At 56.0% G+C, this 26,756-nt stretch carries 25 protein-coding genes and 1 pseudogene; 14 read left to right on the top strand and 12 right to left on the bottom strand.

The genetic code is table 11. The features are described from left to right. The first annotated feature begins 280 nt into the window (after window positions 1–280). From rihA to DB48_RS01050, 4 genes and pseudogenes are all read left to right on the top strand, one after another. The gene (gene rihA / locus DB48_RS01065; protein WP_235375308.1) at window positions 281–1,291 is read left to right on the top strand and encodes a pyrimidine-specific ribonucleoside hydrolase RihA; all 1,011 of its coding nucleotides are present in this window, start codon (window positions 281–283) and stop codon (window positions 1,289–1,291) included. 44 nt (window positions 1,292–1,335) lie between these two features. Beyond that, window positions 1,336–2,249: pseudogene (gene rbsK / locus DB48_RS01060) on the top strand (ribokinase). 204 nt (window positions 2,250–2,453) lie between these two features. Continuing rightward, a complete protein-coding gene (locus DB48_RS01055) occupies window positions 2,454–2,675 on the top strand; it encodes a ribosome alternative rescue factor ArfA (RefSeq protein ID WP_041508479.1) in 222 nt (73 codons plus the stop codon). Between the two features lie 148 nt (window positions 2,676–2,823). Further along, entirely contained in the window at window positions 2,824–3,765 is a 942-nt protein-coding gene (locus DB48_RS01050) for a DMT family transporter (protein ID WP_041508478.1), read from the top strand. 52 nt (window positions 3,766–3,817) lie between these two features. On the opposite strand, the gene DB48_RS01045 is transcribed toward DB48_RS01050, so the two are convergent. From DB48_RS01045 to DB48_RS01025, 5 genes are all read right to left on the bottom strand, one after another. Continuing rightward, a complete protein-coding gene (locus DB48_RS01045; RefSeq protein WP_041508477.1) occupies window positions 3,818–4,027 on the bottom strand; it encodes a hypothetical protein in 210 nt (69 codons plus the stop codon). A gap of 191 nt (window positions 4,028–4,218) precedes the next feature. Further along, window positions 4,219–5,139, bottom strand: a complete 921-nt coding sequence (locus tag DB48_RS01040) for a hypothetical protein (RefSeq protein ID WP_041508476.1) — start codon at window positions 5,137–5,139, stop codon at window positions 4,219–4,221. Window positions 5,140–5,143: 4 nt separating this feature from the next. Next, window positions 5,144–6,277, bottom strand: coding sequence for an AI-2E family transporter (locus DB48_RS01035; protein ID WP_041508475.1), 1,134 nt, complete (start codon window positions 6,275–6,277; stop codon window positions 5,144–5,146). 178 nt (window positions 6,278–6,455) lie between these two features. Beyond that, entirely contained in the window at window positions 6,456–7,559 is a 1,104-nt protein-coding gene (locus DB48_RS01030; RefSeq protein WP_041508474.1) for an endonuclease/exonuclease/phosphatase family protein, read from the bottom strand. 58 nt (window positions 7,560–7,617) lie between these two features. Then, window positions 7,618–8,448 (bottom strand): hypothetical protein, encoded by an 831-nt coding sequence (locus tag DB48_RS01025; protein ID WP_041508473.1) that lies wholly within the window; start codon window positions 8,446–8,448, stop codon window positions 7,618–7,620. Window positions 8,449–8,810: 362 nt separating this feature from the next. Between DB48_RS01025 and DB48_RS01020 the strand changes: the two genes are divergently transcribed. The 3 genes from DB48_RS01020 to DB48_RS01010 all read left to right on the top strand — a co-directional run bounded on the left by DB48_RS01020 (window position 8,811) and on the right by DB48_RS01010 (window position 11,151). Beyond that, window positions 8,811–9,464: an oxygen-insensitive NAD(P)H-dependent nitroreductase NfsB gene (locus DB48_RS01020; protein ID WP_041508654.1), complete on the top strand. Its 654-nt coding sequence runs from the start codon at window positions 8,811–8,813 to the stop codon at window positions 9,462–9,464. A 175-nt stretch (window positions 9,465–9,639) separates the two neighbouring features. Continuing rightward, on the top strand, window positions 9,640–10,299 hold the full coding sequence (locus DB48_RS01015; protein ID WP_041508472.1) for a DNA-J related domain-containing protein: 660 nt from the start codon (window positions 9,640–9,642) through the stop codon (window positions 10,297–10,299). Window positions 10,300–10,488: 189 nt separating this feature from the next. Then, complete coding sequence (locus tag DB48_RS01010; RefSeq protein ID WP_041508471.1) at window positions 10,489–11,151, top strand: thiol:disulfide interchange protein DsbA/DsbL; 663 nt, start codon at window positions 10,489–10,491, stop codon at window positions 11,149–11,151. Between the two features lie 59 nt (window positions 11,152–11,210). On the opposite strand, the gene DB48_RS01005 is transcribed toward DB48_RS01010, so the two are convergent. Next, window positions 11,211–11,918, bottom strand: coding sequence for a DUF4328 domain-containing protein (locus DB48_RS01005; RefSeq protein ID WP_052813595.1), 708 nt, complete (start codon window positions 11,916–11,918; stop codon window positions 11,211–11,213). Window positions 11,919–12,373: 455 nt separating this feature from the next. Between DB48_RS01005 and DB48_RS01000 the strand changes: the two genes are divergently transcribed. Continuing rightward, window positions 12,374–13,408: an HlyD family secretion protein gene (locus tag DB48_RS01000; protein ID WP_235375305.1), complete on the top strand. Its 1,035-nt coding sequence runs from the start codon at window positions 12,374–12,376 to the stop codon at window positions 13,406–13,408. Then, complete coding sequence (locus DB48_RS00995) at window positions 13,398–14,441, top strand: DUF2955 domain-containing protein (RefSeq protein WP_041508469.1); 1,044 nt, start codon at window positions 13,398–13,400, stop codon at window positions 14,439–14,441. Before DB48_RS01000 ends, DB48_RS00995 begins: the two co-directional genes overlap by 11 nt. Window positions 14,442–14,535: 94 nt before the next feature. On the opposite strand, the gene DB48_RS00990 is transcribed toward DB48_RS00995, so the two are convergent. From DB48_RS00990 to DB48_RS00970, 5 genes are all read right to left on the bottom strand, one after another. After that, complete coding sequence (locus tag DB48_RS00990) at window positions 14,536–15,060, bottom strand: cytochrome b/b6 domain-containing protein (protein WP_041508468.1); 525 nt, start codon at window positions 15,058–15,060, stop codon at window positions 14,536–14,538. 64 nt (window positions 15,061–15,124) lie between these two features. After that, a complete protein-coding gene (gene hemG / locus DB48_RS00985; RefSeq protein ID WP_041508467.1) occupies window positions 15,125–15,646 on the bottom strand; it encodes a menaquinone-dependent protoporphyrinogen IX dehydrogenase in 522 nt (173 codons plus the stop codon). 195 nt (window positions 15,647–15,841) lie between these two features. Continuing rightward, a complete protein-coding gene (locus DB48_RS00980) occupies window positions 15,842–17,473 on the bottom strand; it encodes a di-heme oxidoredictase family protein (RefSeq protein WP_082035558.1) in 1,632 nt (543 codons plus the stop codon). Between the two features lie 112 nt (window positions 17,474–17,585). Further along, window positions 17,586–18,734 carry an imelysin family protein gene (locus DB48_RS00975; RefSeq protein WP_041508465.1) on the bottom strand — a complete coding sequence of 383 codons (1,149 nt, stop codon included), beginning with the start codon at window positions 18,732–18,734 and terminating at the stop codon, window positions 17,586–17,588. A gap of 33 nt (window positions 18,735–18,767) precedes the next feature. After that, on the bottom strand, window positions 18,768–20,189 hold the full coding sequence (locus DB48_RS00970) for a FlxA-like family protein (RefSeq protein ID WP_041508464.1): 1,422 nt from the start codon (window positions 20,187–20,189) through the stop codon (window positions 18,768–18,770). Window positions 20,190–20,391: 202 nt separating this feature from the next. On the opposite strand from DB48_RS00970, the gene DB48_RS00965 reads away from it, so the two are divergent. Both DB48_RS00965 and DB48_RS00960 read left to right on the top strand, forming a co-directional pair. Continuing rightward, window positions 20,392–21,558, top strand: coding sequence for an MFS transporter (locus DB48_RS00965; protein WP_041508463.1), 1,167 nt, complete (start codon window positions 20,392–20,394; stop codon window positions 21,556–21,558). Window positions 21,559–21,648: 90 nt separating this feature from the next. Continuing rightward, window positions 21,649–22,485: a TIGR03899 family protein gene (locus tag DB48_RS00960; RefSeq protein ID WP_041508462.1), complete on the top strand. Its 837-nt coding sequence runs from the start codon at window positions 21,649–21,651 to the stop codon at window positions 22,483–22,485. Window positions 22,486–22,508: 23 nt separating this feature from the next. Here DB48_RS00960 and cobA read toward each other — a convergent pair whose 3' ends face one another. Further along, a complete protein-coding gene (gene cobA / locus DB48_RS00955) occupies window positions 22,509–23,330 on the bottom strand; it encodes a uroporphyrinogen-III C-methyltransferase (RefSeq protein ID WP_041508461.1) in 822 nt (273 codons plus the stop codon). Between the two features lie 233 nt (window positions 23,331–23,563). On the opposite strand from cobA, the gene DB48_RS00950 reads away from it, so the two are divergent. The 3 genes from DB48_RS00950 to DB48_RS00940 all read left to right on the top strand — a co-directional run bounded on the left by DB48_RS00950 (window position 23,564) and on the right by DB48_RS00940 (window position 26,700). After that, the gene (locus DB48_RS00950) at window positions 23,564–24,490 is read left to right on the top strand and encodes a phospholipase A (protein ID WP_041508460.1); all 927 of its coding nucleotides are present in this window, start codon (window positions 23,564–23,566) and stop codon (window positions 24,488–24,490) included. 196 nt (window positions 24,491–24,686) lie between these two features. Continuing rightward, on the top strand, window positions 24,687–26,177 hold the full coding sequence (locus DB48_RS00945) for a S41 family peptidase (protein ID WP_041508459.1): 1,491 nt from the start codon (window positions 24,687–24,689) through the stop codon (window positions 26,175–26,177). Beyond that, on the top strand, window positions 26,170–26,700 hold the full coding sequence (locus DB48_RS00940; protein WP_041508458.1) for a peroxiredoxin family protein: 531 nt from the start codon (window positions 26,170–26,172) through the stop codon (window positions 26,698–26,700). The genes DB48_RS00945 and DB48_RS00940 overlap by 8 nt, the downstream gene beginning before the upstream one ends. Window positions 26,701–26,756: the final 56 nt, after the last annotated feature.

The following is a 26,756-nucleotide window of genomic DNA, read 5'->3' as shown; positions in this document are numbered from 1 at the left end:
GCCACAAACACAAAACAGGCAAGTGGTTGATAAATAATAATATAAGTAAAACATGATGCGCTAATCCCGCCTGCCTTCTCAAAACAGCTTATGCAGCCAAAGCGCGTAATTAATAAGAGCGCATATGCTTATTTCCGCTCTATGATGAAGACGGCTAAGCCTTGGCCACTCACTTGCCTGATTAGTGCTTTGTCTGCTCAATCACAAATTTTCATCTCAGAGATGACACGCACCTAAAGCGTGTTACTCTGCCACAGGTGTCAATCAAAGGAGCTGTACCATGACTCAATCAAACGCTGCCCCACATTCTCACGCAGCACACGCTTCTCCCAAAGCCATCCGTCCACTCGCCTCGGCGACCCCTATCATTCTCGACTGTGACCCGGGCCACGACGATGCGATCTCCCTCATTCTGGCGCTCAGTAGCGAGCGTCTCAATCCGCTGGCGGTCACCACTAGCGCGGGTAACCAGACACCCGACAAGACCCTCAATAACGCCCTGCGGATCCTGACCCTGCTCAATCGCCCAGACATGCCGGTGGCCGGCGGCGCGGTTAAGCCCCTGGCCAGGGAGCTGATTATCGCCGATAACGTCCATGGCGAGAGCGGCCTGGACGGCCCAAAACTGCCAGACCCCGCCTTCGCCCCGTTAGCACAAAACGCCGTCGAGCTGATGGCCGAAAAGGTGCGCCACAGCCAGGTCCCTGTGACCTTAGTACCGTCGGGGCCACTGACCAATATCGCCCTGTTTATCGCCAACTATCCCGAGCTGCACAGCAAGGTCGAGCGCATCGTATTGATGGGCGGCGCTGCCGGAGTGGGTAACTGGACCCCAGCCGCCGAGTTCAACATCTTCGTCGACCCAGAGGCGGCCGACATGGTGTTCAAGTCGGGCATCCCAATCACTATGTGCGGCCTGGACGTGACCCATGAGGCGCAGATCATGGATGAGGATATCGAGCGGATCCGCGCCATCCCCAACCCTGTAGCCCAATGCGTCGCCGAGTTGCTGGACTTCTTCATGATCTACCACAGAGATCCTAAGTGGGGCTTTACCGGGGCGCCGCTGCACGATCCCTGCACCATCGCCTGGCTGCTCAAGCCCGAGCTGTTCACCGCCCAGGATTGCTGGGTCGGCGTCGAAACCAAGGGGGAATATACCCAGGGGATGACGCTAGTGGATCGCTATCAGCTCACAGACAAGGCTCCCAACGCCACCGTACTGTTCGGCTTAGATCGTCAAGGCTTCGTCGACCTGATTGTCGACTGCCTCAGCGCCTATAATCAGTAGACAGCCCAGGGAGGGTTCGCCCTCCCCCTAGGCGAGAGGAAACTATGACCAGACTGTTAATTCTCGGCAGTGCCAATGCCGATCATGTGATGAACCTGGAGCACCTGCCCAGCCCTGGACAGACCCTGATGGGCCAAGGCTACCGGCTGGAGCACGGCGGTAAGGGCGCCAACCAGGCGGTGGCCGCGGCGCGCCTGAGTCGGGAAGACACCCGGGTCGACTTCATCTGTCATCTGGGCCAAGATGCCATGGGTCAGGCGATGGCCCAGGCCTGGCAGCAAGACGGCATCACGCCGGATGGCATCACCTACACGGACCAGCAGCCAACGGGCACGGCGATGATCTTCGTCGCCGATACAGGCGAGAACATCATAGGCGTCTCGGCTGGCGCCAACGCCACCCTGACGCCCGAGGCGCTCGAGCCCCACCTCGAGCTGATCGCCAAGGCCGATTACCTGCTGCTGCAGCTGGAGACGCCTGCGGTAACTGTGCTCAATGCCCTGGAACATGCCAAGGCCAACGGGGTAACCACCATACTCAACCCGGCGCCAGCCATGGTAATAGGCAAAGACCTGTTCCGTCTGGTGGATGTGATCACCCCCAACGAGACCGAGGCCGAGGCCATTACCGGCATAGAGGTGATCGATGAACAGAGCGCCAAGTTGGCGGCGCAGATGCTGCATCAATTCGGGCCGAAAATCGTGATCATCACCCTGGGCAAGCGAGGCGCCCTGCTCAGCACTAAGAGCAATGCGCCCTAATACCAGGCGTTGAGGTGAAGGCCTTAGATACTGTGGCCGCCGGCGACACCTTTAACGGTGCCCTGATGGTGGCCCTGGGTGAAGGCAAATCGATAGAGCAGGCGGTAGCCTTTGCCCATCGCGCCGCCGCCATCTCGGTCACCCGCGCCGGCGCCCAGCGTTCTATCCCCTATCGCCACGAGCTGGCTGACAGCTGATCCTCCATAGGCTTGCCCTGTGTTCTCAAGCCATGGGCAAGCCTATTTAACCGAGGGAATTCAAAGGTAAACCACTGAGTTAAAAGCTAAAACATTTTTTGCTAATTTATGGTAAAATACTGTTTGCTTTTTAAGCAGCCTGGGCGTAATCTTGCGCCGCCTGAAAATAACTACCAGGTTAAATACTGAAATAAGAGGAAAACCATGAGCAAGAAATCGCGCCGCAAAGCGCACGCTCCCCACGAGAGCGGCCGAGGCGTCATCAAGGACAACGCCTTAAAGGCAATCATCACCAGCGAACTGTTTAAGATGCGTGTCGAGAAACCCAAGAAGGGCAAAGGGTCATACAGACGCCAACAACAAAAGGGGCATATGCTAAAGGGCAATGCCCCTTTTGACTTATTAAGCCCCGCCATTGCACGCTAAGCCGCCTGCTCACAGCTCATTCCATCCACTGTTATCCCCCATCAGTAATTTTTCTCAACAGCACATTTGGCCGTAGCTTTCCCGCGCAAACTGGGTCAAAATCGCCTCTATCACTCTTTGCTTATTTTCGTACCAGGGCCTCGCTAGCATGTCTTCCCATTCTCAAACCGACCCAGCACAACTGCCTCGGCTGGTTCCCGTTTCGTTTCTGGCCGTGGTACTCATCTGGTCGACGACTCCGCTGGGGATCGTCTGGAGCAGCGAAACTGTGCATCCCACCATGGCGGTACTCTCGCGCATGGTGATCGCCCTGTTCATTGGCAGCCTAATCATACTGTTTAGCAGCATACGTCTGCCCTGGCACCGCACCGCCTTCAGGCTCTACGCCTATTCTGCCATAGGCATAGTCGGTGGCATGTTGCTGAGCTATTTCGCGTCGCGCTACCTGGCCTCTGGCACCATGTCGCTGCTGTTCGGCCTGTCTCCCCTGGTGTCTGGCCTGCTGGCCCAAAAGCTGCTGAACGAAACTAAATTCAGCCCCATGCGGATCCTCGCGCTTATCCTGGCGTTCTGCGGCCTGGGGGTGGTCTGCTCGGCCAAGCTCGCCCTGGGCAGTGATACCTGGATAGGCCTGGTGTTGATCCTCTGCGCCGTGTTCCTCTTCAGCCTCAGCGGCGTGCTGATCAAGACGGTAGACCTGGCGATTCATCCCATCGCCAGCACAGTCGGTGCCCTGCTGTTTTCGACCCCCTTGTTTGCACTGGCCTGGTTAATCTTCGATGCCAGCCTACCGGTGGAGACCTGGTCGATGCGCTCCATCGCCGCCATCTTCTACCTGGGGATCTTCGGATCCTTGATAGGTTTCATCGGCTACTTCTATATCCTGCAGCACCTCAATGCCAGCACTGTGGCCCTGGTCACTCTCATCACCCCTGTCTTTGCCATGGCACTTGGCGCCCTGGTGAATAACGAGCAGCTCTCCCAAACTTTGATGATAGGGGCAGGCCTGGTTCTGGCGGGACTCGGCCTGTTTCAGTGGGGAGATACCCTGCTGGCCCGCAGGCGCGCCGGGCTATCTACGCCGCGCTAGCCCACAGAACATGGATCAGCCTAGCGGCCTAGCGACTTAATGAGTTAGCGGCTTAGCGGCCAAGCAGGCTGGCCTGACGCTCTCGCCGGGTGTGACCAACCTCAGCCTTATCCGGCCGCGGATGAGCCTGATGCTGAGCGCCGCCCGCGAGGCTGATTAACTTGCAGATGTAATCGATGCGCTGGCGGTAGGCCTCGCTGCTGGCATACAGGGCTCGGTTGACCACGAATCCCAGCAGGGGAGATTGACTATTTAACCTCATTGCCGACTCCTTATCCTCATACTCGAGGTACCTGGTTCGATAACCTAGCTGAGCATAAGGCGTACCAATCCATGAGAAAGCCACTCAAGTGGTTCAATCGGCAGGGGTTGTTAATATGATTTAGCGGTGCTTAGCAGAGGGGAAAGCCCAAGCGGCGTCAAGAAAATGCGCTTTGCAATGCAAAACGCCTCCTAATCCTCGGCCTTCACCAGATGCAGGCGGCTAAGGTCTTTGTTCCATAGCTTGATGATCTTGCGAGTCTTGTCTTTGTTCCAGAAACATTTACCGAAGAGGATGATACCTGCGCCCTCAAGATCCTCACGATCTTGGATATCGAATCTTTTACACAGCGCCTCCTTAACCTCCTCGATAGGAATGCCCACATCATTACAGTCAGCGGGATTGAGCCAGAACATCGCCTTGTCGGCATGGGAGATGGTGCCCCAATACATGCGCGGCGCATGGCGCTCGTTGGGCTCGGCATCGGCAAAGTTGACGAACAGGTTCTTGGCCCGCCAGCGATACTTGTCATCGGTATAGATCCAGAGATCTGAGTAGGCCAGATCGCTGCCCCGCTGCAGGCTATGGAGGAGTTTCTGTAGCCCCTGGGTCGCAATCTTAGGCTCAGCTGGCGACTCGGCGCTTGAGTCATCCTCAGGCTCGCCATTTCCCTCTGTCTTAGCGAGATAATTACCCTTGGGGCTCTCCACGCTGCTATCTTTCTCGGCGTCAGTTGGCTTTAGCTTTGTCTCAGCCTCTGTCTGTGCCTTAGCTTTAGTCGGCGGCGTCTTACGCCGCGCCGGCATGCTGAAATCTATCTTCAGGGCGTCGCTCTCCAGCAACTGCTGGTTCACCTCCAGGGCATCCTGCTCCTCCTGCTTACGGCTGGCGGAGGGATTAAACTCGGGGCAATCTGGTTGATGATAGCGCGAGCCGAAACAGGCCGCCTTACCGTCGCGTGAGGCCTTGCGAAAATAGGCCTTACCGTCACATACGGGGCAATAGAGCTGCTGGCGCAGCGCCTCTATCTCTTGCTCGCCGAGGCGCTGAAAGTTAAACACTGAATAGGTTTTCTCGGCTTGCCCCTCGACCCGGCAGACGGCATCTAACATAGGCTTACTCCGCCTTAAGGTCAGTCGATGAACTCGTTTCTTCTGACTGCTGCGCCAACACTGCCTCGGGCTCACCGCCGTTTAGCCAGGCGATAAAGAGTTCATACCAGATGGCCAGCACCACGGCGCCCAGGAAGAGGCCTATGATGCCGGTAAACAACATGCCGCCGATGGCGCCTATCAGTATCACGGGCATGGGCACATCTACGCCCCGGCCCATCAAGATGGGCTTAAGAATATTGTCCGAGATGCCACCGAGGAAGACCCAGACGCTGAAGATCGTTGCCGAGGTGCCCTCCATGGATGAGTAGGCATAGCCTATCAGGGGTAACACTATGATCAGTGCCGGCAGCTGGGCGATCCCCAGAAACAGGGCCACCAGCGTTAGCAGACCCGCGGCGGGCAAGCCGAACACAAACAGGGCCGAGCCGATCAGCATGGCCTGGATAAAGGCCACGCCGACCACCCCGAGCAGCACGCTACGGATGGTGGCGGCGGTCAGGCTGGCCCAGGCGTGAGCATTAGGGCCTACGGCCCTCACCGCCAGCTTACTCATGGCGGCGGCGCACTGTTCTGAGTTAGCCATAAAGCCGGCGGCGATCAGTAGCGAGATGATGAACATCACCAGAGTGGCCAGGCTGCTGCCGATCACCCCTGCCAGCGCCGCGAAGCCCGCCTTGATCTCGGGTAGAAAATGCAGGATCGCCTTCTCCAAATTGCTGGCAATACTGTGCCACGCCTCAAACAGGCGCTCGCCTATGATGGGGATCTCGGCCACCCTCTGGGTCGGCTCGGGTAGGTTGATCTCGCCGCTCTGCAGCACCTTAAGGGTATTGGACACTCCCTCGAAGATGGAGCCGGAAACCACCACGAAAGGCGTCACCAGCAGGGCGATCCCCACCAGGGCGATTAGGGTTGCGGCCAGGCCACGACGCCCCTTTAACAGACGCTCCAGTCTATGGGTTAATGGCATCAGCGCGACGGCGATGATGGCCCCCCACAGGGCTGGTACTATGAAGGGCCTGACTATGTCGTAGGTCCAGATCACTAAGATAGCGAGCAGGCCTATGCGTATCGCCGCCTCTGTCATATTACCGATAAAGGCCTTGCGCTGCTGCACATTGGCTTCATTGTCCATAACTTTCCCTTCCCAGCATGTGTAAGTGTCCAACTAAAGCGCTAATCCAATTCGTCGGGCGTTAGCACTGAGCAAAATATAGCCGACAGTCTCGATGAATCCCACAAGTAAAACAAGACTATAGCCCACATTCAGGTTGAGGTGCCTGCCCTTGTTCCCCTGAGCTTATTCCCTAACCTTATTCCCTAATCTTAAGGCTAATCATCACAGGAGCGTGATCTGTGCTGTGGCTGTCGCGCTCATATTGAGGGTTGATCAAATGGCTATCATAGGTGTGATACTGGCTCACCTCCGCCAGACACTGATCGTTATGGGGATCGAACTCGTTGGAGAGCAGGATATAGTCGATCACCTCCCCCTGGTTAAGATGATAATGTGTCGCCGGACGCGCCACTGAACCGGGACTGTACTGCGAGCGCTCGTGAAGCTGGTAGCCGTCCTGCAGGCGATAGGCCTGAAACGCGCCCTCTCCCAGCTCCCCAAGCAAACGGCTATCCTGACTCACCAGGGCCGACAGTACTCCGCCGGCTAAACTATCGTTAAAGTCGCCCATCAGGATCACAGGGTTGCCGGTTTCGATCCGGCGCCTGGCGATGGCGAACCGCAGCAGACTCGCCTCTGTGCCGCGCACTAGAGAAGACGCCCACTTAGCCGCCGCCTCGATGGCAAACAGGGCAGCCTTTTCACCGCCCTGGCTATCAGGCTCAGCAAGCGCTGCGGGCTCGCTCTGGGCGTTCTGCGCCGACGCGGGTTTTGAGGTCGATGCCGACACCAGTGCCAACTCGGGCTCAAACTGAGCACGCTTAGACTTAAAATGCACCACGTAACAATCGCAGGGGCCGAGGTGCGGCAGGGCTATGGTCGCCCTCAGGGGCAAGCGACTGTATTGAAACCCAGGGGCTATTCCCATCAGGCTGGCGACCGTCTGATCGATAGTGCAGGCCTCACAACTCAATACGGGATACTTGCTGGCGAGGGCCAGCACTGGGTGGCGATAGATGAAGTCATCGCTGACCTGAGGCGTATCGACGGTGACAAAATGGGGATAGCCCGCCTCGGCCAATAAAGCCTTTAAGGCCGCTATCGAAAACACCTCCTGAAAACCTATGACGCAAGGGTCATGGCTCGCCAGGTAGCGCCTTATCCAGTCGCATTTCTGCCGCCACTGGGCCTGGGTATAGATGTTATTAAAATCATAATAGGCATCGGGCGGCGCAATAAAGTTGTATAGGTTGAAACTGGCGATCCGTATCTGGCTCGCCGCGGTTGAGCTTTGGCTCACGTCTCCTCCTTTAGCATGCCAGCCCTTATTGAGCTCTAGGCCTCAGACAAGTCCCGACTCACCCCCAAGGCATATCGAAATAGATCCTCACGAAGAGATCTTTGCTCCAGGGCAGAATCGGCAGATAGTCGGGTGAGTCCACTGGCCCCCTGGCATAGGGGTCCAGATTATACTCGTTATATTTCACGCTGAAGACGAGCCGACTCTCGGACGACCAACTGTCGGCATCATATCCAAGGCTTGCTTCCAACTGATTCTCCAGCCAGTCGCTACCGTCGTGCCACTGCTGCGCCGCCAGGCTGAGATCAAACGCTTTGCCCAGGGCAAACTGAGTCGCCGCCGCCAGGGTGTAGGCGCCTGTCTTATTTTGAAAATCTTCCCTGTCATAACCGCGCATGCGGGGGACATCGTCGTCGATCTCGAGGAAGTAATAACCGCCCCCCAGCTTAACATCGGCCTCGAAGCCCTCTCGCTGATAGCCATAGCCCAGCGCCGGAAACAGCCGCACCTGTTTCTCCACCGAGCTGACGGTATTACGCTTGCCCCCCAGGCTCACATCCCAGAAGAGGCGAGAGTGCTGTGTGAGTGAGACAAGATCGCCACCGGCGCTGTAATAGGAGCCAAACCAGACGGGAATATGGTCCGGGTCGAGTTCATCGACATCGTTGTCCACGAAGACATTCAGCTCACCCGTGAGTTTGATGTCACCCTGGGTGAGATGGCTCAGGCCAATGCTCACTCCTGCGCCTAAGGTGTGCGAGTTGGCTTCATCCACATAGTAGTCGTGACCGCCGATGCCAAGACGCCAGTCCAGGGCCATGGCTGGTGCACTCAGCAAGGCGCCCGCCAGGGACCAGGCGATGATGGATGAATCTATCTTAAAAGCCATGTTTTCTTCTCCGCGCAGGAAAGCCGAGTTAATCCCTCGACTCAAGATGACAGTTTTGAAAGTTAAGCATAAATTACCTTTTTTGTCAGTTAATTACCGCCACTTCTGCGACAACTGTTATCTAAGCAATCGCCAGGGCTGTCGCCTGGACTATTCCCCTTGGGATTCCCCGATACATAGCCACCAATCCCCAGGTTGACGACGGCTTATTATCAATATTTTTTTGAAAGTATATGTGACTTTCCTCTGTTTTTATCGGTGAAAGAGTCACGTAGAATCAGCCTCACTCTCGACATAAAAAATCGACATAAAGAATCGACTCAACCGATATAAAGAATCGACTCAACCAGAGGATGCTTACCATGCAACAACTCAGTTTCTACACCAATAAGCGCTACACCACTAAGGCATTCGACCCTAGCCGTAAGATCGCTCAGGAGAAGGTCGAGGAGATCAAGCAACTGCTCCGCATGAGCCCCTCTTCGACCAACTCTCAGCCTTGGCATTTCGTGCTCGCCTCGACCGACGAAGGCAAGGCGCAGATTGCCGAGGCCACCAGCGACTTCGCCTTCAATACAGATAAGATCCTCAACGCCTCCCATGTGTTGGTGCTCTGCACTAAGACCAGCATGGATGAGGCCCACCTGCTAAAGGTGCTTGAACAGGAAGATGCCGACGGTCGTTTCGCCGATGAGGAGGCCAAACAGGGTCAGCACAATGGTCGCTCCTTCTTCGCCAACATGCACAGAATAGAGCTAAAAGACAGTCAGCACTGGATGGAGAAACAGGTCTATCTGGCACTGGGCAACCTGCTGCTGGGTGCTAGCCTGCTGGATATCGACGCCACCCCTATCGAGGGCTTCAACGCCACTAAGCTCAATCAGGTGCTGGATCTGCCGGCTAAAGGCTACGCCGCCTCTGTGGTGGTGGCCCTGGGCTATCACAGCGAGGAAGACTTTAACGCCAAGCTGCCTAAGTCGCGCCTGCCTATCGAGACACTCTTCACCGAGATCTAACCGGTTACGCAATTTATCCGGCCGATGGCGATGCATACCCCATGCATCGCCTTGCCCTCTTTCCCCCTTCCTCTTTCCCCTGCAACTCCTGGCCCGACAAGCCGATAAGACTTGCCTTCTATTTGCCCCCTTGTCATAGTAGAAATTATCGCCAGTCACGGATGAGACACTCAGTATGCTCCTTGCCAAATCGAGCCCGACAGCAGCCAGACTAGAGGACGCCTCATCGTCCACCCAATGCTTTGCCATCAAAGGCGATAATCCCCTGATCTGGCCACTACTCACCCTGTTGCAGCGAAGCAATCGTAGCTGGAAGGTACACCACCTGGCCGCCGCCCTGCAGGAGAAAGGCCTGATGCGTGAATTGGACGTCGACCCGCAGAAGGCCCTGTTTAAACAAAACTTCCTGCTGATGAACGCCCTGTTTGAGTTGCAGGCCATGCTGCTGCCCGGCAGCTACCTGCAGGTCAAGGCGATGGAGATACAGATATTTCGCATTCCTCCCAGTAACTTAGATTCCCAGCTGAGTCAGGACGATGCCCTGAGAAGCTATTATCTAGACTGGCAGCACTATGACACCTGCCCGGATATCATTCAGGAGATGCTGGAATCTTTCTGGCAACGCTATGAGGACTATATCGGCACCCGCCACAACGCCCTGCCCAAACGCCAGGCCCTGCAGGTGTTTGAGCTCGACCAAGACGCCACCGACAGAGAGATACGCAAGCAGTGGCGAAAACTGGCGCTGCAGTGGCATCCCGACCGCGACGGCGGCGACGCGGCTGAGTTTAAGCGTGTCTGCGAGGCCTGGCAGACCCTGCGGGAATCTCGCTAGCTAAACCTCATCATCTGCCCTGCCTCTTCTCGGGTAAGCAGATCCCAGAACTTCCGCTCAGGTCACACTCTGACCCCTTTTTCTCCTTGCCGCTTCAGTCATAATTAAGCTTTGGCATTTAGGCTAACCCTATTGTCGATTGACGTTAGCCATTGATTGCACAACGACGCTATCAATATAAGGATCATCATGATTAAACATATCGCACTCGCCCTAACACTCGCCGTGGCACCACTCACCAGTTTTGCCACCCAGTTTGTCGAGGGGCAACACTTCATGACAGTGTCTGACAAGGCCCCCAGCACCAGCCCTAAGCTGACCGAATTTTACTCCTTCTACTGCCACAACTGCTTCAACATGGAGACCCAGTTTCTAGGCGATATCAAGGCCAACTTGGACAAGCGAGTCAGCTTCGACAGCAAGCACGTAGACTTCATGAACTCTGATATCGGCACCGAGGTGATGCGTTCACTGGGCGTGATCCAGGAGCTGGGTGTACAGGACAAGATGGTCCACGCCATGTTTAGCGCCATTCAGGGCGAGCAAGGCGGCCATGGACACAGCCATGATCACGACCATAGTGCCCATGAGAAGCCAAGTATTAATACCCGCGACGACATCAAGAAGGTGTTTGCCGATCAGGGGATCGACATCAGTAAGTATGACGAAATCGCCGACAGCAAGGCGGTCAGCGATAAGCTAGACCTGTGGCGCGCCCAGCAGCGTGAGTTCCGCATCCAGAGCGTACCCACCTTTATCGTTAACGATAAGTATGCGGTCAACCTGAGCCAAATTCGCACCCTGGGCGAGCTGATCGACCTGATCAACTACCTGGCGGTCGAACACAAATAGACTTAGAAAAAAGACATAAAAAAGGCGCCCCAAGGCGCCTTTTTCTTTTCATATTTACCCTAGCCGATAACCACTTGCTGCGCGTCCTGATAGGTTTTCTGTTCGACCCTGGCAAAGGACTTGGTCTGCGCCCGATAGATATGACTAATCAGCTTCAGAGTGGCGAAGGCCAAAAGAATGCTGACCACCTCAGAGAGCTGAGACACCAAGTTAGCGTTGATAAAATCTTGCAACTCCTCGGCTTTATCCGCAAAACGATACACGGCTTGCCCAAGTATATTGCTGACGATCCACAGCAGCCACCACAGGCTCACGCTGGAGTTGAAGTCGTTCAAACTCCAGTTATCGGGATCATGACTCGCCTGCCAGATCTCGTTCATCGCCTGATAGGGCTTCCAGATGCACAAGATGGGAATGAAGTAATAACCAATAGACCAACCCGGTGTGAACCTCATCTCCTCGGCGCCCAGTTGGCGCGCATTGAAGTTGGCTCGATAGATCCACTTGAGGATCATGACCCCAGAAACGATAAAAACCGAAAGATAGAGCAGGCCAACCCCCAGCTGACGTTGATCGTTAGCCTCGCCATCGGCAACCGCCTGCTCCTCAGAGAGATAAGCCCCAGACTCATAATCCATCAGCAGCTGATACTCCAGATAATTGGAGCCGATAGCAATCAATGCAACTAAGATCTGGGCATAAAGCAGATAGCGCACCCATTGCGTTAACCGTCTTGCGTCTTTAAATTTAAAAATATTCCCTGACATTTTGATTTTCCTATTGTTATTAGCGCATCTTCTGGCTTGATAGAGCCGTTATTTGTGAGGTTAGCCCTTTAATTTTTATAGAGAAGCATTAGGTAATGTCGATAACTCTGGACTGCTGAAGGTGTGTAATTGCTAGGAGAGATCCCAGTTGCCTTCCATGAATTGACCCATTCCCTGCTCGCGCCGGCCAAGACAATGATCCCGTGACCAAAGCGATCCCTCCAAGCTATCACACTCATAGTTAGCTGCAAAGACGCCTCTGCTAAGCCTGCGCAACTAAAGCCTAACCTTGAACTGACCAACTCGTTTTCCCCATCTTTTTAGTTACCTAAGTCATATAAACACCACTTAAACGAGTCTTGTTACTTGCTGGTAACACAATCGAGGATTACCATAAAACAATCTCAATTCATCGAGGCGAAGGCATGTCTGCTGCGGAACAATCATCACGGAAAATGAGTTTTTACATCATAGGCTTAATCTTAGTCGTCTGGCTCTATAGCCTGTGGGCCGACAGGGTGACGCCCATGACCAGCGAGGCCAGGGTGCATGCCTACCTGGTGAGAGTCGCTTCCGAGGTCGCCGGTAATATCACAGAGGTAAACGTCAGAGATAACCAGATCGTCGAAGCGGGCGACCCCCTGTTTCAGATCGATCCGCGCAACTATCGCCTCGCCGTGCAGTCGGCTCAGGCAAATCTGTCACTCGCAGGACAGAATATCGGCGCCAGCACCGCGGCAGTCGAGGTGGCTCAGGCCAAGGTGGTCGATGCCATCGCGGCCCGCAACAACGCCAAGGAGCAGGCCGCCCGTGTGAGCGAGTTGGCCGGACAGGGCGTATTAAGCCAGGCGGAGCTGGACAATGCCATCGAGGCTAAAGACAGAACTCAGGCTAACCTGGAGGCGGCCGAGGCCTCTCTGGTGCAGGCCAGACAGGCTCTAGGCCCTAAGGGGCAAGACAATCCACAGATCTTATCGGCCATGGCAAGCCTTGAGCAGGCCCAGCTGGATCTGCAAAGGACTCAGGTCAAGGCCCCCTCTAAGGGCGTAGTGACCAACCTGCAACTCACCCTGGGGCAGCGCGCCAATGTCGGCTCTCCCATGTTGACCTTTATCGATCCTCGCGGCGTGTGGATCTCCGCCCTGGTCAGAGAAAACTCGCTGGAACACATTAAGGTGGGCAACAAGGTCGAGATCGTCCTCGACGCCCTACCGGGCAGGGTACTGGAAGGCAAGGTGGACAGCATAGGCTGGGGCACAGGCGGCAGCAACAATATCGATCAGAATACAGGTTTTCTCACCGCAGATACTAACGGCATCAAGGCTCAGCGCTATCCGGTCAATATCGTCTTCACCGGCACCAAGCCACCCGGCAATATTCGTTATGGCTCACAGGCGACTGTGGCCTTCTACACAGAGCAGAGCAGCATAGGCGAGTTTCTTGCTGGCATCTGGATGCAGATAGTGAGTATCTGGACCTATGTTTCTTAGTCCAGCCAACCCTATCATACGTCTGGTATTAGGCCCGCTGGCGCTGCTGTTTTACCTCTGGCATCAAGCCGCGCCCCTGCCCATACTGGCGCCCATCTTCATGGTGATCTTTCTCACCCTGATGCCCTCGCGTCCGCCCCTGAGCATGATGCTTAAGTTGCTGCTGATCGTCTTGTTTGTCAGCCTGGGACTGGTGTTTATCGGCGGGCTCTTACTGGACTCACCCACTGGCTACCTGCTGTTTTGCTGGTCCTTGCTGTTCTGGAGTTTCTACCGCAGCCACAAAGATGCAAAAGATCTGCTCTCGACCCTGATGTTGATCGTGGTGATCATCATGACCATCATGAGTAAGCAGTTGCAGGCGCCGATCGAGGTACTGCCCTGGCTACTGCTCAAATCGGCCGTGTTGGCACTTGTGCTGACCTATTTAAGTTTCCTGCTGTTTCCCGGCGATGAGCAAGACATACTGCCCGATGAGACCCAGGCAGACGACAGCAGTACCCATATGGGCAGCATATTATTTAAGACCACCGCCATGACCTTAGTGTTGGCGGCCTTGATCGGCATCGGCAGCTCTCAGAGCATGCTGATTGCCATCACGATCGGCAGCATGATTAAACTGGCGGATCCCAAGGATCACAAGAGCTTCAAGCAAAACAGGCTGATCACCACGGCCGTAGGTATTCTCTTCACCTTCCCCGTGATGCTGACCTTCACCTTCGGCCTGCCGACCTGGGTGGTGCTGGGGATGGCGATCTTCTGCGGCCTGCAGCTGGCCTGCTTTGCCATCAGGCGATCCTGCCCCCTCTCTATCTATCAGCTGCTGTTTACCAACTTCGTCGTGCTGGTATATCAGATCATCACTCATATAGGGTCAGATGCCCTCTATGCCCAGCTGGTGCGCCTGTTCTCCATCAGTATCGCCGTCATCATAGGTGGTCTGCTACTCAGCCTGCTGCACCATGAGCCCGTGCCCCTCGACTCATCAAAAGCGCGGACTGAAGGCGCCAAGTCCCCCCAGCCGGACGCCTAAATGACGCCCACAAAAAAAGCGCGGCCATGGCCGCGCTTTTCTATTTTAAATTCACATTAACGTACTCTGTTAAGCCTTAGCGAATTAGCCTACGCTAGCGGCGAATGAAGTCCAGCAGGTGGGAGATGGCAAACAGCGCGTGGATCACCATGAAGACGATGAAACCATGGGCCAGGCTGTGATGATAACTGCGCCAATTGAGCGCCTCACTGCTGCCCTGAGTGAGAAACCACATCAGTCCGGTCACGGACACCGCCACAAACAGCAGCATGCCTATGCCTTCGACCACGCTAAACAGACCGCGGCCACCGGCCAGGGGTAACTTACCGCGCATCAGGCCACACACATCGTTACTCAGCTGAGTAAAGTCGCCCACCAGATAGGGGAAATACTGCCGCCACTGGCCGCGCATCATATTAATAAGCAACATGGTTACGGAGAAGATCCCGGCAAGCAGCCCCAGGTAGACATGCAGAATATCCCAGACCGAGGCGTTGGCCCTCAGGGCGCGCCCCATCATGAGCCAGCCGCTGGTGCCCACCAGAAACAGGGTCAACAGGATGACAAACAGATGCTGATAGGTCTCCAGCACCTCGCGCAGCTTGGTCAGTGTCTTCATCTTGCTCTCCCCTCGAGATGGCTCACGCCATGAACCCCATGATCTGTCTTGTTCCTAAGCCTCGCTAGAGCGCGGCGACCTGCTGAGCATAGTCTTTCACCTTATCCCAATCGGTATACTCTACCTTGGTATCCGGCGCCGTCGGCCCCTTAGTGATCCACATGATGAAGCGTATGATGTTGCGATCCAGGGCATTGTAACCCTGATAATCCAGATTGCCGCCAAACACCGCCAGCAGCTTAGGCTGCCAGGGCGACTTGGCCAGAAACGCCTGCATGTAAGGGTTTGTCTCCGGGGTATTCTTGGCAGGCTTGCGCGCCACCAGGCTCACTGAGAAGAAAGTACTGGCCTTTTCCTGCAACAGTGCGAGGTTCTGGCTAATGAAGTCGTACACCCTGGGGTTATGCTTGCCGTGGCGAATGCTGGCGCCCAGGACTATCTTATCAAAGCCCTCTAGCGGGGGCGGGTTATCTATGCTGGCACAGGTGACGCTATGTTCCAGCGCCTCGAGCTCGCGCTGCATGAAATCGCACAGCTTACGGGTCTGCCCATGCACACTGGAATAGATGATTAATATTTTGCTCACGTAGGCCCCTAAATCGACTTATCTCTTGCTATAGCATCATGATAGGGGAAATCGGGCAATATTTAATTGAAACAGATCACGAGGACTAAGGGCAAAATCCGGCTTAAGTTTACCGACTTCACAAATTGCCCCCTGAATACATTTCATCATAAAAAAGCGCAGCCTAGGCCGCGCTTTTATCCTCATAACACTCCCTTAGAGGGACATGACGAACGCCAGCAGTTGTGCCCGCTCCGCCTGAGTCAGGGCCATGAACTTGTCGGTACTCGCCTGGGCCTCACCGCCGTGCCAGAGGATCGCCTCCTCGACACTCGCCGCACGGCCATCGTGGAGGAAGCCCGCCTGGGGATTGACCGTCTGGGTCAGGCCTATGCCCCATAACGGCCGGGTGCGCCACTCGCTGCCGCTGGCCAGGAAGTCCGGGCGACCGTCGCTCAGGCCTTCGCCCATGTCATGGAGCAACATGTCGCTGAAGGGATAGATAGTCTGCCCCTTCAGCGCCACTATCATAGGCAGGCCGCCGATCTCGCCGCTGCTCTTGGTCACAAACTTGGGCTGATGACAGCCGCTGCAGTTGACCTGCTCGAACAGACGCGCGCCCTCCCTCACCTTGGCGTCATCCACCTGACGCCTGGCCGGTACCGCCAGGGTCTCGGCGTAGAAGACCACATCGTCGCTGAACTCTGCGCTCGCCTCCGGCTCACCGTCGACGCCGCTGCCGGTATCGACGAACCCTGTGCGGGCAAGATAGCTATCATGCATGCTGGTGCCCGCTATGCTCTCCTCGGGAAATAGAGGATTAGTGATCCCTATGTCACCGCGCAGCGCCCCCAGAGACTGCACCCGCACGCTGGGGGTGTTGGCCTTCCAGCCGAAACGCCCCAGAGAGACAGGATGGCTGTCACCCCGCTGCGCCTTAACGGCGTCGAATACCAAGTTTGCCCGCCCCGAGATGCCATCGCCATCGGCATCGTTTTCATCCACCAGCGCCAGGATACTCGCCTCGGGGATCGCCTCCAGCAGCCCAAGCCCAAACACCGGCATGCCATTGCGCCAGCCCATCAGCACATCGCTCTGCAGCAGCTCCGAGGTCACATTGCTGCTGGTCAGGCTCTCACCCGGTGCATCGAAGGGGTTTTCCACCGTAAACAGCGGCTTCTTCAGCGTCACCTCTGTGCCGTCGGGATAGGTCACCTTCTTCTGCTCAAAGGAGAGGTAGACATCGGCCTGACCACCAAAGAGGTTCTGCTGCCAGTCTTCTCTGGCCTTGAGTACGCCGCGGTGAAACAGCTGAGTACCAAAGTTAGGCACGGGGATTGGCGCACAGTAGTTGTTCTCGGTGCTAGGCTCCAGGCAGGCCTGGTCTGGCGCCTTGCTGATACGCAGGAAGATCCCCGCCTCGGAGCCCAGTTTGATGCGCGCTTGCCCTGCAGGCACTATGGGCGTCGAGTTACGGCCGTCGCGCTGATGGCAGGAGTTACAGTCGGCGTTATTGAACACGGGTCCCAGGCCGTCGAGTTCGGGATGCTCCTCGTTTGGCGCCGTGGTAAAGGCGGTCTCAAAGTTCAGATCGCCACTGAGATGCTGGGCGAGCTGGGCCTCACTCAGGTTTACCGCCGGGGTGGAGTAACCATGGCCAGAACTCGAGGCATCGAAGGTGGTGGTGTCGCCGCCAAGGGCAGTCACCTGGGTATAATCTGGATAAACTTTCTCGGGCGCGGGCGCTTCTATCTCATCCCCCGAGCCACCGCAGCCACTTAGCGCCAGGATCTGAGCCAGGGTCAAGGCCGCCAGCAGGGCGGAGGGTTTGGTTAAGCTATTCATCATCTTTTCACACTTTATTAGGGTCGGGCTAAATCGCTCTCTTGCCATTAGCCTTGATTTTTATGGGGTTATATGGGCAATAAAAAGAGAGCCTTAGCTCTCTTTTATGCTGGCCCTATACCTTCCACTCCTTGAGTAGCGGTAGCACCTGATTTTCCAGGCTGGCCTGTAGGGTGGCCAGGGCGTCGACCGCCTTCTGGACACGCGCTCGGCCTGCCTCATCCTTTATCGCCTGACGGAACGGCATATTATCCGTGCCCTCGATGGCGCGGATCTGCAAGATGGCGCTGTCGATCTCTGCCGCGACACGGCTGGCCAGCTCGGCGTCGGCGGCGCGCACGAAATCGATGATTCCCTGCTTGTCGGCCTCGCCGGTGAACTCACCCTGATAGACGTTGCGCACCCCTATGATGTTGTCGCTAAAGTCGGTCAGCGAGTTCCAGGAATATTGCGATTCCACCTTAGAGGTGTCGGCATTGGCCAGTGAACTACCGAAGGGATCGGCGATCTTGCCGTTACCCACCTCATCGACGATACCTATCATCCCCTGGATCAGCTCCTCTAACACGCCGACTTGCGAGCTGTAGAAGGTGTTGCCATCGACGCCCGGTGACTTCAGCAGCTCGCCATAGGCCTTGCCACCCTGGCCGTCATGGCTCACCTGCCAGGCATCGGCCAGCTGCTTGGTGTAGTCACGAAACACCTCGGCCAGTCCCATGAGGTAGTCGCGCTCGCTGGCGGTCAGCTCGTCGATCTGCTTAAGATTGTCGTTAATGCCGTCACCGAAGAGCAGAAACTCCATGGTGTGGAAACCCTGCACGTCATCGTTCCAGCCCTTGATGGTCTCGGCGTCGAAGCCGCTGCTGTTAATCAGCACAGTCTTAAGATCTGTGGTATTCAGCGGCCAGCTATCTAGGTGGGGGTCGATGCCCAGAGAATCTACCGGACCGAAGATGTGTGACTCCCCCTGCTCCCAAGGCTGACGGGCGGCCTTCCAGGCAGACTGCGCCGCTTCAAGGTTTGCCTGAGTCGGCGTCGCCACCAGGGTCTGGGTCGCCTGTAGTAAGGCTTCGCCACGATCGGCTAAGGTGCTGTAACCCTTGACGATCACCTCGTCGCTCAGGTTGATGATCAGGGCGTTCGCATCGAAACTAAAGCCTGTCTCGGGCACCACTACCTTGCCCTCGTCGCTGCCTGAACCGCCACAGGCGGCCAAACCGGAAATGAGTGCCAATGCGATTGCGCCATATTTAAATTGTTTCATCTGTCTCTCCATAAAAATCAAAGTTGTCATCCGTTAGAGCGAGAATTGGTAACCCACGCCCAGGGCAAAGAAATGGGTATCCGGGATGGCGGCCACCGCCACCTGATGCAGGCCGCCCTCGGCCTTGATCACCAGCTCAGGGATGGGCGAGTAGTTGACGCCGACGCTGGTCCAGGTGTTTTCATAGCGCTTGGTGGCCGTGCCGGTTTCCACCTCACTGAGCGGATTGGCGTAATCCAGGTTGGCAAATACCGTCAGCGGCAGGGCGAAGAAGTGGTTGAGATCCAGCCCCGCCTCGACGAAGAAGGACTCGGCCTTGCTGCCCAGCTGGGCAAAGTTACCCGGCTTGAGGCCTGGAGTGGTCTTGTTGGCCTGAGTGATCGCATCGGCGTCATCCAGGGTGCCCTGCAGGTATTGCCCCCGCAAGATCCATGGGCCGTCGACATAGGCACCTGAGAGCGCCAGCAGGCTCACACTACCATCACCCGCCAGCTTGTTGCTCTTGTGGCGATTACCACTGGTATTGCCATAGTAATAGGCGGCGCCCAGCGCCAGCCCTGGCTGCTTGAAGCTGCCGTAATCCAGGTGCAGCACATAGGCCAGATCGTCGGCATTGATATGTTCGAAGCGCTTCTGATGGCCAGAGGCTATCCAGTCATAGGTGCGGAAATACTCTGAGTTGAGGCCACTAACCACCTGGGCCTGATAGTGGAAGTCCCCCAGCTCACCGAAGATGCCGATACCCGTCTCGTTCCACACCGCGGGTAGCAAGGCGGCCTCGCTGCGATGACGCAGCACGGTCAGATACTGGTTAGGCTTGTGCAACACGCTGGAGAGGCCCACCGGCAGATGAATGTTACCGAATTTGACGCCGAAGGCCTTACTCGGGCGATACCTGATCTGCGCCTTCTCGATCATCACTTCGCCGCCGGCCTCGACTTCAGATTCAAACTCGCCAAACTCGTCGAAGCCGTCGTATTCCAGCGCGGCACCTGTGCCGCCATGTTCATACTCTATCTCCACCTCCATGTCCCACTCGTCGTTGAACTGGTAGCCAAATTCGGTGACGATCCGCTCGAGATCCAGGCGGCCGCGACGCTCAGGCGAGGTATCCTGTACGTTATCGAAATACTCGTCGCTGGTGTAGTTCACGCTGCCATAGGATTCAAACTTGAAGCGGCGCCAGGGGCTGTTAGCGGCCTCCTGGCTCACCTGCTGCTGCACCGCCTGGTTCAAGGCTTGCTGGTCATACGGCTTCTCGGTCTGCTGCGCCTTAAGCTGAGCCAGCTCCTGTTTCAGCTGAATAAGCGCCTGCTCCTGGCTGGCGATCGACTCGGCTAAGGTCGCGGTATTGGTGGCGGTATTGGTTGTGTTATTTAGTTGAGTGTTGGCATAGGCATTACCCGCGAGCAAGCCGGCGATAGCCATCCATAAAGTAGTCAGTTTCAGTGTCATCTTCTCTCCATGCTGATTAATCAACATCCCCCATTAAATTGCGGGCACAATATTTCAAATGAGAATTATTTGCATTACAATTTACATTTGTTAATAACAAATCGATGACAAGGCGTGCTAGGGAAGCAAAGATTGAAACCAGTTTGTAGCATCCAGACGATGGGGTAGACTAGTTTCCCCACAGAGACAGGAATTCAATGGAATGTTAAAAAAGAACCCGCAGACCCTCTTACTACTCATGACCTTCGTGATGTCCTTGGTATTTTCTGTGTGGCAGGTGCTGCTGAATAACTTCGTCATCGAGCGGGCCAGCTTTACCGGCGCCGAGATTGGCATATTGCAGAGCTTGCGTGAGGTTCCCGGATTTCTGGCCTTTACCGCCATCTTCATTCTGCTCTTGCTCAGGGAACAGACCTTCGCCTTGGTTTCCTTAGCGCTGCTGACCATAGGGGTGGGCATCACAGGCTTCTTCCCCCAGGTACTGGGGCTCTATCTGACGACAGTATTGATGTCGGTGGGCTTTCACTACTATGAGACCATCAATCAGTCCCTCACCCTGCAATGGGTCGACAAGGGTGAGACCGCGGGATTCTTGGGCAAGGCGCTGGCCTGGCGCTCGGCGGCCGCCCTCACCGGCTACGGCAGCATCTGGATTGTGATGACCTATCTGCATCTGGATTATCAGTGGATGTACGCCATCATAGGCGGACTCGGGCTGCTGATGGTGCTCGCCCTGACCCTCTACTTCCCCCAGTTTCCCCATGGAGAGGTGCAGCACAAGAAGGTGATCCTCAGACGACGCTACTGGCTCTACTATCTGCTCACCTTCTTCTCCGGCGCGCGGCGGCAGATCTTCATGGTGTTTGCCGGCTTCATGATGGTGGAAAAGTTTGGCTATAGCGTCAGTCAGATCACCGCCCTGTTTCTGATCAACTATGTGGTCAACCTGCTGTTCGCCCCCGCCATCGGCCGCTTTATCGGCCGCATCGGCGAGCGCAACGCCCTGATGATAGAGTATGTAGGCCTGATAATGATCTTCACCAGCTACGCCTTCGTGCAGCAGGCCGAGATGGCGGCCGTGCTCTATGTGCTGGATCATCTGCTGTTTGCCATGGCCATCGCCATCAGGACCTATTTTCAGAAGATCGCCGAGCCTAAGGATATCGCCGCCACCATGTCGGTCAGCTTCACCATCAACCATATTGCGGCCGTGGTGATCCCGGCGCTGTTGGGAATGCTCTGGCTCTACTCCAACAAGTGGGTCTTCTTTATCGGTGCAGGCTTCGCCCTCTGCTCCCTGATGCTGGCCCTTAATATTCCGCGCCATCCGGCCCAGGATAAGCACGTCAACTGGCCGGCCAACGCCTGAAGCTAGGGGGTGGGGCTAGGGCCTAGGGCGAAATTCAGATAGAATCTGACAATAGGGCAACCTAAGATAAGACTATTCACAGAAAAGATTATGGCCGAGATCGTTAAGCTATCCAATTCAGGGTCGAACCAACCCGACGTATCTGCCCGCCGCAAGGCCCTGCAGCTTGGGCACCTGATCGGCCTGGGCAGCGACGAGAATTATCGCCCCTCCCAGGCCTCGGTAGCCGAGCGCTCCGACCATCGCCTGCGTAAGCTCGCCAGTCGCTATCAGGCTAACCTGGAAAACGTCTACGCCATCGCCCTCTCCCACACGCCGTCGGACGTCACCGGGGCGGATCTCGATCCCGACTGGATCCATCAGTTCTTTCAGCTGGCAGAACAGATCCACAACCGCAACATGCAGGCGCTGTGGGGACGCATTCTGGCCAATGAGATCACCAGTCCCGGCAGCTTTAGCCTCAGGAGTCTGGCCACACTTAAGCAGCTGACCCACAAAGAGGCGCAGATGTTCGAGAAGGCGCTGGGCATGGCGGTGACATTCAACAACGAATCTAAGCTCAAGCTGGTGATCGGCTTTCGCCACGCCGGCGGCATAGGTCAGCTGTTTCGCAAGACGGATACCACCCAGATCGCCCTGTCGCAATTTGGCCTGCCCTACTCCTCTGTGCTCACCCTGGTGGATGCAGGCCTGTTACACAGGAGCGAATTTGAGACGGGCCAGCTCAACGCCAAGAATCCCATCAGCTTTACCCTGTCGGGCAAGCGGATGACGCTGACGCCTAAGCACGGCCATCTGGTGTTTAGCTATTATCGACTGACACCGACCGGCGACGAGTTGGCGCAGCTGGTGCGCCCCAAGGCAGATGAAGAATACGCCCGCGCGCTGCAGGCACTATTCAAGAAAGACTTTAAAGTAGAATATTAGAAAGTAGATTACTAGAAAGTAGATTACTGACCCAGCGACTGCTTTACCGTCGCATCCAGGGTCTTAGGGCTGGTTTGCGGGTTAAACCAGTGCAGGCTATCGGCCAGGCCAACCACTTCGCCAATAATCATCAGGGCGGGCATCTCCAGCGCCGGGTCCGCCGCCAGTTCGGCCAGCTCACCTAAGGTACCGATGAAACGCTGCTGCGCCGCCGTGGTCGCCTTAGAGACGATGGCCACCGGCGTGTTGGGCGAGCGCCCGGCCGAGATCAGCCCATCTTGGATGCTGCCCGCATTGAGGATCCCCATATAGACCACCAGGGTATTGGCTCTGTTAGCATAGGCCTGCCAGTCCATGGGACGGCTCTCAAGCTTGCAGTGACCCGTGATGAAGGTGACCCCCTGGGCATGATCCCTATGGGTCAAAGGAATACCGGCATAGGCAGAGGTGCCGCTGGCCGCCGTGATGCCTGGCACCACCTCGAACTCAACCCCCGCCTCGACGAGCGTCTCCAGCTCTTCGCCGCCACGGCCAAAGATGAAGGGGTCGCCCCCCTTGAGGCGCACCACATGCTTGCGGGTATAGGCCTTGGTCACCAACAGCTGGTTGATCTCCTCCTGGGCTGCGCTGTGTTTACCGGCGCGCTTACCCACGGCGATCAGCTCGGCGTCCTTGGGCGCAAGCGCCAAGATCTCCTCACTCACCAAGGCATCGAACAAGACCACGTCGGCCTTCTTTAAGATGCGGTAGGCCTTGAGCGTTAATAGCTCAATGTCACCTGGGCCTGCGCCCACAAGCCAGACTTTGCCCTGCGCCTGCTGCCCGGGTAGAGTAATTAGTTCCATATCCGCATCTCATACAATAGTAATGAGGTTAATATAGCGTCATTCTTATTCCTTAAAAAATAGAAATTAATTAGGTTTTATTCCTTTTGGTTATTAACAAGGTTGACCCGTTTTTTAATTAAGCAAATCAAATAGACAGAATTAAAATAGGTGCACGCGGCGGACTCAAATGTTAAAACATAGGCTAGATTTGGAGACGACGCGCTAAGCTTGCGACATGAGAGGAAACAAGGATGCAAACCACCCAATACCTTAAATGGCTTACCCTATTCGGCCTATGCTCACTGCCTGTGACCTGCCTCGGCGCCGAGCCCACGGCAGAGGAGAAAACCAAAGCGGATGGTTCACTGCTCGACCAGCGTGTTGAGGATGAGCTGGCCACCTCTGAGAGGCCCTTCGTGATCACGCCTCACAAGGTCAACTATATTCTGCCCGTGACCTACAACAGCTCTCCAAATATGGCGCCCTTTGCCGACAAGCTAGACGAGCAGAATTCGGAAATCGATAACCTGGAAGCCAAGTTCCAGATAAGCTTTAAGTTTCCTCTGATGTATAACGTCTTCGGCGACAACGGCCACCTGTTTTTCGCCTACACCAACCAGTCCTATTGGCAGGTATACAACAAGGATATCTCGTCGCCGTTTCGCGAAACCAACCATGAACCTGAGATCTTCATGCTGTTCAACAACGACTGGCAGATAGGTCCCCTGACCAACTCCTTCTGGGGGGTGGGCGCCGTGCACCAATCCAACGGCAAGTCAGGTGATCTCTCCCGTAGCTGGAATCGTATCTATGGCACCATGGTGTTCGATAGTGGCCCCTTTGCCCTCGCGGGCAAGGTGTGGTGGCGCATTCCGGAAGATGAGAAAGAGACGCCCGATTCACCCAGAGGGGATGATAATCCGGACATCTTGGATTACATGGGCAACTTCGAACTCATCGGCGTCTATGGAGTTGACAAACATAGATTCTCACTGATGCTGCGCAACAACTTGGAGAGCCCGAATCGCGGCGCCGTCGAGTTTACCTGGAGCTATCCCATCATGGGCAACCTGCGTCTCTACACGCAGTATTTTAACGGCTATGGCGAGAGTCTCATCGACTATAATGCCCATACCCAGCGTATCGGCATCGGCTTCGCGATAAACGACATTCTCTAACGCCTTGGCCTTCGGTCGCCTTAGGGCCTGTTGACCTTTTGAGAACAATTTTTGTTCTAATTGAGCACGTTCAAATCGCGGCATGAGGCTTGAAGTATAGTTATTCTATATAAAAGCCGAGTAACAAAGAGTTGAACGTGCTCAAGACGAACCCTGCAAAATTAACGCGAAAGATAAACAGGCCCTAGGAAGTGGAATGAAATTCGGACACCAGAGCATCATCAATGGCTTCGGCCTCATCATGGCCCTGAGCTGTATTCAGCTGACGGTGATCGCTCTGCGCGAAGAGCCGCCCAAGCCACAGCTCTCGGCGCGGGAGATGCACTCGGATCTTAACTACCTGCAAGAGCATTTGGCGCAATACTCGGCCAGTGGGGCGGCCTCCCCCGAGCGTTTGCTGCAGCTGGAAAACCAGGTTAATCAGGCGAGGAGTCAGTTACCACTCGGCGGTGAACGCCAGCTGTTTGCCCAGCAACTGCTGAAGATACTGACGACGATCGACGATCCCAGCGCCAGGCTCGACGGCGTGACTACCCAGGCCTATCTGCCGATAAAGCTGCGCAAGCTAGAAGATAGATGGCTGGCGCTATCCACTGACAACCGCCCTCTGGACAGCGAAGCGCCCTTCGTCACCCATATCGATGGCCTGCCCATCGCGCTATGGATAGACGCCGCCCGACACTTTCTCCCCCCCAGCCTGGCCGATACCGCCAGTGAACAGGCGAGATACCTTTCGATGATCGCCATGCTCAGACGCGAGATAGGTCTAGTCGCCAGAAAGCACTGCCGCCTCACCCTCAGCGATGAACAGGGCAACGGCCGCCAGCTTAGCCTGACGCTGACCAGCAAGCCGCCCCAGACACTGAGCAACAGTGAATCGGGCGACCAGGCAAGTGTCGATATCCAGGGGGTATTCGACCTCTACGACCTGTCAGGCTTCTCCGCTGACAGCCCCCTGGGTCGACGCCTCAAGCGCTCGCTGACAAGCCCTATTACCATATTGGATCTACGCCGGGCCCATGGGACAGGCGATGCACTGCTGCACCTGCTGGCGCAGGTATTCAGCCCGGATATCAGGCCGCCGCTGCTGGCTGCCTGGCCAGACTCGCTACAGGCGGTGGCCCGCTACAAGAAGGGGCCGAACCTTCGCGGCGACTACCTAAAACCCTTAGGCTTCCTGCCGCCCGCCGACCTGAGTCAGGCAGAGCAATTGCAGCTGGATCTGCTGCGCTCGCAATTGCCCCAAGAAGAGCCGGGCTTCAGCCCCTGGCAGGCCAAGTTTTGGCATCAGGACAGCTTACCCTGGCCGCACCTGCCCCGCGCCAAACGGGGTAAGTTAATGCTACTCATCGGCCCCAACTGCCGCCAGCAGTGCCAGTGGATCGCCCACTTCGCCAAGTCCTGGCCCGACACCTTAGTGGTGGGCGAGCCGACACGGGGCGAGTATGGCAGACAGCAGCAGATCACCCTGCCCAACAGCGCCATTCGGGTAAGTTTCAGTAGCACTCAGGTATATGACGCCACGGGAAAAGCCCTGTCGGGCGTGCCGACCCAGCCCGATATCGAGCAGCCGCTGGATGAGGTCGTCTACTGGGAAAACCTTATCAACCTGTTTGCGCCCGGCGCGAGCGGGCAAACACAACCTATAAATAACCCTAGCAACGCAGAAAGGAACACTCATGAATAAGTTAGTTACCAGACTCCTGCTCGGCCTGAGCCTGATCATTGCCGCGCAGGCCAATGCCACCGACCTCAAGGTGGGCGACAAGGCCCCAGATTTCAGGCTTCAGGCCACCGATGGCCACTATTATCAGCTCAGCGACTACCTAGGCAAACAGACGCTGGTCTTAGCCTGGTATCCCATGGCCAACACCCGAGGCTGCACCTTGGAGTGCAAGTCACTGGTGGAGAAAGGCAGTCTTATCCGCCAATACAAGGCCGTCTACATGATGGCCAGTGTCGATGATCTGGAAGACAACCAGAAATTTGCCAAGGAGCAGAAAGCTGATTTCCCTATGCTCAGCGATCCCACCAAGGAGACCGCCAAGGCCTATGACGTACTCAACCTGGTACGGGTCGCCAGCCGGGTGACCTTCTACATAGGCGAGGATGGCACCATATTGAAAATCGATGAGGACATTCATCCTAAGACGGCCGCCGAAGATATTGCCGCCAACCTCGCTGAGTTAGGCATCGCCAAGGCCGAGTAAGTTAAAAGTTAGCAATAAAAAAGCCCCGTGCGCTCAGGCCTCGGGGCTTTTTATTT

Origin of the sequence: Shewanella sp. cp20 (genome assembly GCF_000832025.1) — a bacterium.
Classification (GTDB): domain Bacteria; phylum Pseudomonadota; class Gammaproteobacteria; order Enterobacterales; family Shewanellaceae; genus Shewanella.
Note: the sequence above shows the minus strand (reverse complement) of the source record. Positions and strands in the feature narration are given on the sequence as shown.